Annotated in this window: 4 protein-coding genes; all 4 read left to right on the forward strand. The window is 44.2% G+C overall.

Features of this window, described 5'->3' with window-relative positions; all coding sequences use genetic code 11:
• Nucleotides 1–305 precede the first annotated feature (305 nt).
• The 4 genes from AC5590_RS18715 to AC5590_RS18730 all read left to right on the forward strand — a co-directional run bounded on the left by AC5590_RS18715 (nt 306) and on the right by AC5590_RS18730 (nt 8,483).
• On the forward strand, nt 306–2,636 hold the full coding sequence (locus AC5590_RS18715) for an ATP-binding protein (RefSeq protein WP_169265001.1): 2,331 nt from the start codon (nt 306–308) through the stop codon (nt 2,634–2,636).
• Nucleotides 2,614–3,066, forward strand: coding sequence for a response regulator (locus AC5590_RS18720; protein WP_169265002.1), 453 nt, complete (start codon nt 2,614–2,616; stop codon nt 3,064–3,066). Before AC5590_RS18715 ends, AC5590_RS18720 begins: the two co-directional genes overlap by 23 nt.
• Before the next feature lie 121 nt (nt 3,067–3,187).
• Nucleotides 3,188–6,562, forward strand: coding sequence for a PAS domain-containing protein (locus tag AC5590_RS18725; protein ID WP_169265003.1), 3,375 nt, complete (start codon nt 3,188–3,190; stop codon nt 6,560–6,562).
• A 313-nt stretch (nt 6,563–6,875) separates the two neighbouring features.
• Entirely contained in the window at nt 6,876–8,483 is a 1,608-nt protein-coding gene (locus AC5590_RS18730) for an NHLP bacteriocin system secretion protein (RefSeq protein WP_169265004.1), read from the forward strand.
• The last annotated feature ends 134 nt before the right edge of the window (nt 8,484–8,617 follow it).

The following is an 8,617-nucleotide window of genomic DNA, read 5'->3' on the forward strand; positions in this document are numbered from 1 at the left end:
CTAGTTTGCGATGCAAAACCCAAAAACTACCAAAAAATTAATGACCCAAAAAATTAATTGCTCGATAAGCGCAAGAAAGTTTAGGACTTATGCATTGACATGACTTGTATTATATGCATGTCCCTACTTGTTTGCTAAAGGTCACTTAAGCTTGGAAAGTTTTCCTTCTTCCTTGTGTTTTTTATAGGTGTTAGCACAACAAACTCATGCACTTGCGGTATTGCCCAGCAATACATAATCGCTGCTGACTCTGTTGGAATTTTCACTACAATTAGAGAGCAGAGCAAAAATTTGCTGCCTAAAGCATGAGCGAGAACGAAACGATTACACCAGAAACGCTCGACTTAACCAATTGCGAGCGCGAACCAATTCACATCCCCGGTTCCATCCAGCCTCATGGTCTTCTGTTCGTTCTCCAAGAACCAGACCTAAGGATCATTCAGATCAGCAATAACACTGCTCAACTTTTGGGACGCGAACCAGAGGAATTGCTAAATACGCGATTGCACGACTTGCTTGACTTGCAGCAACTCGACGCGATTGAAAAGTGTTTGTCAAAGGATTTTGAAAGTGTTAATCCGTTGAAAATTGTTCTGGATCAACAGGGCAAAAACCTGATTTTCGATGGAATTGTACATCGCTTTGATGGCGTACTTATTTTAGAACTAGAACCGAGTCAAAGCCAAGAAAATGTGAGTTTCTTCGGGTTTTATCATTTGGTAAAAGGCGCGATTAGTAAAATTCAAGCAGCATCGACAACTGAGGAAATGTGTCGAGTTGCAGTGCAACAGGTGCAACAGCTAACGGGATTTGATCGTGTCATGGTCTATCAATTTGACGCAGAGGATGCAGGTAACGTTATAGCCGAAGTTGCAAAAGATGAGTTGACACCCTATCTTGGTTTACGTTATCCTGCCTCGGATATCCCTGTACAAGCAAAGCAACTTTACCTATTGAATAGGTTGCGCTTGATTCCCGATAGCAATTATCAACCTGCTACCTTAGTTCCACCGCTGCATCCGGTGAGCCAATGCCCCACAGATTTAAGCCTAGCGGTTTTACGCAGCGTGTCGGCGCTCCACGTAGAGTACTTGCACAATATGGGTGTAAGTGCATCAATGTCAATATCTTTGGTCAAAAACAAACAACTTTGGGGATTGATCGCTTGTCACCATACATCGCCCAAATACTTGAGTTATGAAGTGCGGACAGCTTGTGAATTTATTGGTCAAGTTATGTCTTTGGATTTAGTCGCAAAACAAGCCAATGACGACTTTGATTTCAAGATGAATTTAAAATCGATTCTGGCTAGATTCATAGAATTGATTCCTCAACATGAAAATTTACTGGAAGGGTTAACCCAGTCTGAAGCTGATTTGCTGGGTATAGTTAGCGCCCAGGGAGTGGCGATTTGCTGGAACGACGACTGGACGCGCATCGGTCAGACTCCCGAACCTGATGAGTTGCAAAAGTTGCTGGCTTGGGTGGGAACGAAGATTGACGGCGACAACCTTTTATATACAGACACTTTACCCAAGATTTTTCCACAAGCGGAAAAATTCAAACAGCTTGCTAGTGGATTGATAACATTAGCCATTTCAAAAGTCAAGCACAACTACATTTTGTGGTTTCGTCCGGAAGTGGTTCAAACTGTGAATTGGGGAGGGAATCCCAACAAACCTGTGGAAGTGCTGCAAGATAGTAGTGTGCGAGTATCGCCGCGTAAATCCTTTGCTTTGTGGCAAGAAACAGTCCAAGGACGATCTTTATCTTGGAAGCCTTGTGAGATTGAGGCAGTTTTAGAACTGCGGGGGGCAATTGTCAGCATTGTCTTGCGCAAAGCAGATGAATTGGCGAAACTCAATTTGGAGTTAGAACGAAGCAACACAGAACTAGATGCCTTTGCTTATATCGCCTCTCACGACTTGAAGGAACCCCTACGAGGAATTCATAACTATGCCAGTTTTTTGATCGAAGATTACGCCGATATCCTCGATCAAGATGGGGTGGAGAAGTTACAAACGTTGTTGCGCTTAACTAGTCGCATGGAAGACTTGATCGAGTCTTTGCTGCACTTCTCCCGCCTGGGACGGATGGAACTCAATTTGCAACTGACAGACACAAACGAACTGGTGCAACACGCAATACAAGTGATCAAACTGAGCATGACATCAGAGGACGTGGAGTTTCGCATTCCTCGCCCTTTACCGACACTCAAGTGCGATCGCATCCAACTTGCTCAAGTTTTCACTAACTTGATTAGCAATGCGATGAAGTACAACAGCCGTTCGGAAAAATGGATTGAAATTGGCTATTTAGATGAAGCTGACACGCCCAAAAACTGCCTACAACCACAAAACTCTCACGATGGAGAGATAGCGATCATATTCTATGTGCGCGACAATGGCATCGGAATTAAAAAACAGTATCTTGAAACTATTTTCCGTATTTTCAAACGACTGCACGGCAAAAATCAGTATGGGGGTGGTACGGGGGCCGGATTAACCATTGCAAAGAAGATAGTTGAACGTCATAACGGTAGAATATGGGTTGAGTCAACTTATGGAGAAGGCAGTACTTTCTACTTTGCCTTAGCGCGAACAAATCAACTTTATGAAGCCAGTGCAGAACAATAGCTTATTAGTAGTTGAAGACAGTGACGAGGATTTTGAAGCGTTTAGACGGATACTCCGCAAATCCTCACTTCATGCTCCCATCTACCGTTGCGTAGATGGGGAAGATGCATTAGAGTATCTGTTTCAAGTAGGTGAGTACGCGAATCATACCTCGCGATCGCGTCCAGGTATAATTCTGCTCGATCTGAATTTACCAGGTATGGACGGACGAGATGTGTTGATTGCGATCAAGCAAAACGCAACTCTTAAAATGATTCCCGTCATTATTTTTACAACATCTTCTAATCCTAAAGATATTGACGTATGTTACGAGCATGGAGTAAATGGTTATATTGTCAAGCCGATAGATCTTAGCAAGCTCAAGGAAACGATCGAGACATTTATCCAATATTGGTTCGAGATCACTACGCTTCCACAAGCTTATGGATAGGTATGCACAGCTATCCATCAAAGACGAAAAATCGAGAAAGCGGTCTCGAACAAACTAAAATTAAAGAATTTTTTGAGAAATTTTTCTAAAATATTGAAACTCCTACTTCTTGCAGCAGTGGATGGATACACAACAACCAGTGAAAATCTTAATTATCGACGATAGTGCAGAGGACAGATTTGCCTATCGCCGCTACTTGCTGCAAGAAGTCGAGTATCAATACAGGATTTTGGAACAAGAAACTGGCGAGGCAGGGTTGAGTTTATGTCTCCAAGAACAACCAGATGTGATCTTGATCGATTTCTTGTTGCCGGATTTAGACGGATTAGAGTTTTTGAGCCAGTTGCAGGATCAGATTGGCAAGAATCACCCACCTGTGGTCATGTTAACAGGCCAAGGCGATGAATTCGTTGCCGTGCAAGCAATGAAACGTGGCGCTCAAGACTATCTGATTAAGGGTAAGACAACTTCAGAGGCATTACGGTTGGCAGTCAAAAGCGCCATTAAGAATGCGCGATTACAGCAGCAATTGCAACAAAGCCAAGCAGCCCTGGAACAACAACTAAAGTCAGAGCGGATTGTCACACAGATAGCTGGGCAAATTCGGCAATCCCTCGACTTGGACACAATTCTCAACACCACTGTAGAGCTAGTACGGCAGTTCTTACAAACAGACCGGGTGATTATGTTCGAGTTGCAACCAGACGGCAACGGTAAAGTGGTTGTAGAGTCAGTAGAGTCGGGTTGGACACCAATCTTGTCAACTAGCATGTATGATACATGCCTTGCCACAAGCGACATCAGTTCTTATCTACAAGGGCAAGCCACGGCAAGAACAGACATTCATAATGGCGACATCGATCCCTGTCACGTCAACTTACTCGCTCAGTTTCAGGTACGAGCAAACTTAGTCGTACCAGTTTTATTGAATGTAGGAAATAACACTCAAGAATTAGAAATTGATCATGCCTCTTCTACACCTCAACTCTGGGGTCTGTTGATTGCCCATGAGTGTAGAGCACCTCGGCAGTGGCAAGCAATGGAAATTAGCCTGCTGACTCAATTGGCAACTCAGGTTGGGATTGCCATCCAACAATCACAGCTGTATCAGCAAGCACAAATGGAATTGTTGGAGCGTCAGCAGACTCAGCAGGCGCTACAAGTAAGTGAAGAGCGATTGCGGCTAGCACTCGATGCAGCAAGGATGGGGATTTGGGACTGGAATATCCTGACCAACCAAATTGTTTGGTCTGCTAGCCTCGAACGCTTGTTTGGAATGGAAGCGGGAGAGTTTGATGGTCGCTATGAAACCTTTCTTAACTTGCTGCACCCAGAGGATCGAGCACAAGTACAGAAAGCGATCGCCCGTGCAGTAGAACACAGAGAACCGTATGACATTGAGTTCCGCTTTTTCTGTCCTAGTGGTAGAATTCGCTGGGCAGTCAGTCAAGGGCAGGTCTTTTATGATCAAACTGGCAGACCAGTCCGCATGACAGGGATAGACTTGGATATCACCGCTCGCAAACAAGCCCAAGAAGCCCTACGCGAGAGTGAGGAGCGATTTCGCTTGCTTAGTGCCTTCGCTCCGATTGGGATTTTTCAAACTGATGGGGCAGGTCATTGTCTTTATACTAACCCTCAATGGCAAGCAATTGCTGGTTTAAGTTTACAAGAAAGTTTGGGTGATGGCTGGGCAAGGGCAGTTCATCCTGATGATCGCGAGCAAGTTTGGGCAGAGTGGAACCGTTGCACGCAAGAAGGAAGTGAGTTTTCAATGGAGTTCCGCTTCTTAACGCCTCAAGGCGGAACGCATTGGGTACAGGCAAATGCAGCAGCTATCCGTTCTCAGTTAGGCGAAATCATCGGCTATGTTGGCACCGATCAAGACATTACTGCTCGCAAATACGCAGAGGAAGCATTGCAAAATGCTTTGCAAAAGCTCAACTTTCATGTCGAAAATTCTCCCCTAGGGGTGATTGAATGGGATAGCGACTTGCGAATTATCCGTTGGTCCGAGTCAGCAGAGAATATTTTCGGCTGGACAGCCCAGGAAATATTGGGCAAGCAAATGAGTGAATGGCAATTCATTTATCCGGAGGATGCAGCCGCCGTGAGTAATGTTGTCCGGCGTATCCTCAGTGGTGATGAAGCGCAAACTGTTTGCTGTAATCGCAACTATGCTAAGGATGGCTCGGTGGTTTATTGTGAGTGGTACAACTCAACGTTAACAGACGAATCGGGTAATCTGGTGTCTGTGCTATCTCTAATTATGGACGTAAGTGAGCGCGTCCGCTTAGCCAGTGAGCGCGATCGCATCCTGCAACTCGAACAAGTCGCCCGAAGTGAAGCCGAACGAGCAAATCGAGTTAAAGATGAGTTTTTGGCAGTTCTCTCCCATGAGTTGCGATCGCCGCTTAATCCAATCTTAGGCTGGTCTAAAATCTTGAAAACCCGCAAGCTTGACGCAAACAAGACGACGCAAGCTTTAGAAATTATCGAACGCAATGCCCAAGCACAAGCTCAACTGATTGAAGATTTGCTGGATGTTTCGCGGATTTTACAAGGCAAACTCAAACTCAATGTTTCTGCAATAGATTTAACTACTGTGATTTCCTCCGCCTTAGAAACTGTCCGCTTGGCAGCACAAGCAAAATCTATTGAACTGCAACCAATATTAGAAGTTGGTGTGTGGCAAGTTTCAGGCGATGCGACTCGGCTGCAACAAGTATTTTGGAATTTTCTCTCCAATGCTGTCAAGTTCACTCCCAATGGCGGTCGAGTAGAAGTTCGCTTGCAGGAAGTTGCGTCAATAGCTCAAATCACAGTGAGTGATACAGGTAAGGGCATCAATCCAGAGTTTCTGCCTTACGTGTTTGAATCATTCCGTCAAGCAGATAGCACCACCACGCGCCAATTTGGTGGCTTAGGATTGGGGCTGGCGATCGCCCGTAATATCGTAGAAATGCATGGCGGTACTGTGATGGCGGATAGTTTAGGGGAAGGACAGGGGGCGACTTTTACAGTGCAGCTACCACTGATTCAAACAACCAAGGACTACGGCGACAAAAAAGACCAAGGCAAAAATTTCTCCTGTGCTGAGAATTCCTCAATTCTAACTGGCTTACGGGTCATGGTTGTAGACGACGAACCTGATTCATTGGAATTCACTGCCTTTGTGTTGGACCAGGAAGGGGCAGATGTGATAGCAGTATCATCAGCAGAAGAGGCGCTACGAGTTATACAACAATGGCAGCCAGTTCTGTTGATCAGCGATATTGGGATGCCAGAAATGGACGGATATATGCTCATACGTCAAATCCGGAAATTACCTCAAGACCAAGGAGGACAGATTAGTGCAATCGCACTCACAGCGTATGCTAGCGAAGCTGATTGCCAAAAGGCTCTGGCAAATGGGTTCGATGCACATATATCTAAACCAGTGGAGCCAAGTCAATTAATTGCAGTTGTCACCAAGCTCTTAAAACAACGAGTGTAGAAATTAGTTGCCAGCTTCTTATCTTACAAAGGAGTTGAGTTTTGCCAGAAGTGCGACTCGTTGTAGAGTTAAAATGGAAACATATACAGGACTTACGCACAAACAACGTAACTATTGTCCACAGCGACTATTAGCGCAGCGTGCCGTTAAGCATAGGGAAGCAATTCCCATCCTGCTTTTTTTCGTAGCGAGTGCGTAAGTCCCAAAATAGCTGTATGTGAAGAATGTGGGCGCTGACGACTACACTCGTGCAATGCGTGAAAACTATGTATATTACCTGACAGTAGCGTAAGTCCTGATAAGAATAGATAAGATGCAAGATAAAACAAGCAAACTCTTCCGAGAAGAAGCGCTAGAACAGCTGTCATCACCAGAACAACTTGACCAGATGATGCAGGTCACAAGCCAGCAAGTTTGGTTACCTTTGATTTCTATGGGCTTTTTGGTCGTTATAGCTGGTATTTGGAGTGTAGTCGGGCGAATTCCACTCACTGTCACAGGTTCCGGCGTGTTGAGCCGACCTCGTCATGTGGTGCCATTTCAAACACTCAGTGCTGGTCAATTATTAGCTTTAAATATCAAGCCAGGAGATGTGGTTAGACAAGGTCAAGTACTCGCCATCATCGACCAATCCAATATTAGGCAACAACTACAACAAGAACAAGGAAAGTTAAACCAACTTCTAGAGCAGAATCTAAACACCGATAGACTGCAAAAGCAGCAAACAGTGCTGGCGCTAAGAACGCTTCAACAGCAGCAAAAAGACTTTGAACAAACCTTGCGTCGAGAATCAGTCGCACCAGTGCTACATTCACAAACCCTTGAAGCATTAAAGCAAAAACGAGAAAGCCTTGAGCAAAGTGTGTCCAGAGAAAAAGTCGCACCAGTGCTGTACAAACAAACTCTCACTGCACTAGCACAAAAAAGCAAAAGCCTTGAACAGCAAAAGCAACAAATCACTGCATTGCTACAAACTTTGCAACAACGAGTTGAAACTCGTCGTAGTCTTTTTCAAGAGAAGATTATTAGCCAAGATACATTACTGCAATCTCAACAGGAATTATTAAACGCTCAGAAGGAAATATCAGAGATTTCAACACAACTTAAAGATCTTGATGTTCAAAAAACAACTAGTGAACGTGAATATCTACAAAACTTGAATAAAATTGACGATACCAAAAATAATATTCAAGATCTTGAAGTTCAAAGAACAAATGCAGAGCGCGATTATCTACAAAATATGAATAAGCTTGATGAAATCAAAACCAAAATTAAAGATATAGAAACCCAAAAAACTAAATTAGTTCAACAAGATGTAGAAAAGTCAATCAATCAATTAAATCAAATTCAGGAAGTTAAACGCAAGATTGCTCAGTTAAAATTGCAATTAGCTCAATCAAGCCAAGTTATTAGTAAATATGATGGTCGCGTTTTAGAAGTAGGGGTTCTGGCTGGTCAAATTGTCAATTCTGGCACTCGTATTGGGACTATCGAAGCTCTTGACTCCAAAACTAAACTAACAAGTCTTGTTTACTTTGCTGATAAGGATGGCAAACAAATAAAACCAGGTATGACAGTACAGGTTACACCTAGCGTTGTTAAGCGCGATCGCTTTGGTGGAATTGTTGGAACGGTAACAAGAGTTTCTCCTTTCCCTGTGACAACTGGCGATATTGTGGCGCAAGTTGGCAATGAAGACATAGCTAAAAGCCTTGCTAATAGTAACGCGGCTCGTGTGCAAGTTTTCGTCGAACTACAAAAAGACCCAAACACTGTCAGCGGTTACAAATGGTCTTCTTCTAATGGACCAGCACTACAAATCTCGTCAGGTACAACTACGCAAGTCCGCGTGAAAGTTGGAGAAGTGGCACCTATTTCTTACATTATTCCTCTTTTTCGCTCTTGGACTGGTGTGTATTAAATTAACAGTTATCAGTGATCAGTTATCAGGCAGGAAACGGACTCGTCCACCCCTTGTTTACCCTTCGGGTGTGCGCAGAGCGCACGCCTTACGGCGTTCGCGCAGCGTGCGCTTTGCGCTTACGCCAGATGCCT

Source organism: Brasilonema octagenarum UFV-OR1, assembly GCF_963888615.1.
GTDB classification, from domain to species: Bacteria; Cyanobacteriota; Cyanobacteriia; order Cyanobacteriales; family Nostocaceae; genus Brasilonema; species Brasilonema sennae.